Annotated in this window: 1 protein-coding gene and 1 pseudogene; both read left to right on the top strand. The window is 57.2% G+C overall.

Translation table 11 applies throughout. The features are described from left to right. Positions 1-224: 224 nt before the first annotated feature. Positions 225-414: pseudogene (locus tag GSQ83_RS31110) on the top strand (transposase); the annotation flags it as partial. A gap of 861 nt (positions 415-1,275) precedes the next feature. After that, positions 1,276-1,797: a DUF1345 domain-containing protein gene (locus tag GSQ83_RS04315; protein ID WP_256367214.1), complete on the top strand. Its 522-nt coding sequence runs from the start codon at positions 1,276-1,278 to the stop codon at positions 1,795-1,797. Positions 1,798-1,843 lie beyond the last annotated feature (46 nt).

The raw sequence follows: 1,843 nt of genomic DNA on the forward strand, positions 1-1,843 counted from the left end.
GTGATGATTTCAACGCGTGTGGTGTCATTGGGCATAGGCGCATGCCTAGGCGTAAGCCTAGGTCCTCATGGTTGCGCCAGGTGTCCGGTCGAAATGAGGGCCGCTCCACGCAGCTTCTACCACGACGTAGAGCGGCGCATCTCGCCCGCAGAAGAGCCGAACTCGATGCTGGATGAGGAGGCTGACCGGCTATCGAGGCGGCGAGCTACGAACGGACGCTGTAGACCCGCGCTGATGAGGTGACGCTGAAGGTGCTCAAGTTGCCGCGGCAGACCTTTCAGACGGCGTTCATCGAGCGCTGCCCGCGGCGGCAGAGTTCAGTTGGGAAGCGTTGATCGAGTGTATCTGGCCCGTGTCTCGCTACCGCGGGTGGAGGACACTACCGAAGCGCTCTGGGGCACGCGGGTGAGCCCGAGCCGGTGTCCAACCTAAGCCTCGCAACTCCACTTTAGCCAGCCAATCCGATGGCCACCTCTACTTACACCCACCTCGTCAAAAAAAATTACGACCACCACCTCGGGCGCTACCAGGTCGAAAGGGCGATAGGGGCAGCATACCGCTTGCCTGCCAGGAATGAGCGAACACCAAGGCGACGTATCGCTTTCTCTCTAATGATCGGGTTTGCGAGGCACAGCCTTAGCGGCTGGAGCTCTAGGGGCCGCTGAGACGAAGGTGACGAGCTCTCTGGCCGACTTAAACGTCACATATGACATGACGCCATTGAGAGTCGGTGAGTGAACCTTCGCCGGCATCGTGCGTGCAGACAACTATAGCCCTGGAGCATGGACATCATGCCTTCCCCATGGGCCGTTATCCATGCTCACTCAGATCCCAACTGGTTCGTCTGCGCAGCATCAAAGCATGCCAAGGAAAAAAAACGCAGCTTCGTCTTTCTCTCGACAACTTACCCCCAAGCTAAGGCACCAGGTAATCGGATCGTCGATGGTAATAACGGCTGATCTTCATTTCTCGTGTCGCGAGGGGCCCTGTGTCCGCTTCGCCGTACAGGGCGGCTTCTCGGACCGCAAGGTAGGCCAACAAGAACATGATGTCGGTCCTCACGACCGCGGCCATACAGAGGATTCGCATTAGCAAACTCGAGAGACCGATCCTGCGATTGGGCCGACATGATTAATTATATCAAGATAGTCCCTGGCCATCCGCGGCTCATTGCGGCCGTGGCGGCTGGTGTTTTCTGCTATTCGTCGCTTCCTCTGGGTAAAGCGCGGATCATCATCAGCTGGGATGTTGGTGCCGGGGTCTTCCTGAGCCTCTATGGGGTATCCATGGCGCTCACCCCGCCTCATCGAATATCCGCAAGGGCGGCAGCGCTCCAAGGACGGAGAGTGGGCCGTGTTTGCGTTGACCCTCGCCGGTATAGTAGCGAGCGCTTTCGTCATCGTGATCGAGTTCGGGGCGCTGGAGGATACGACTGGAACTCAAAGCGTCTCGCATGTCGTGATTCTAGCCACGACAATAGTCCTTTCCTGGCTGACCATACAAATGCTGTTCGGCCTCAGGTACGCGCACCTGTTTTATGCGAAGCTGATCGGCGACTTGCAGCGTGGCCTCGAGTTTCCTGGCGAACCCAACCCCGACTACTGGGACTTCCTCTATCTGTCACTAGTAATTGGAATGACATTCCAAGTGTCCGACGAAAAAATCAAACACCGCCATCTGCGGCGCCTTGCAGCTGTGCATGGCTTTATAAGTTTCTTCTTCGATATGGTCATCCTTGCGTCAACGGTGAATCTTGCGGCCGGGCTATTCTATAGTTCCCGTGGCTATCGCGGGTAGCGGCGTCAACCTCTTGTGTGATATTGGGGGCGACAGGATCTCACGG

This window comes from Acidisoma sp. L85 (genome assembly GCF_009765865.1).
Lineage (GTDB): Bacteria > Pseudomonadota > Alphaproteobacteria > Acetobacterales > Acetobacteraceae > Acidisoma.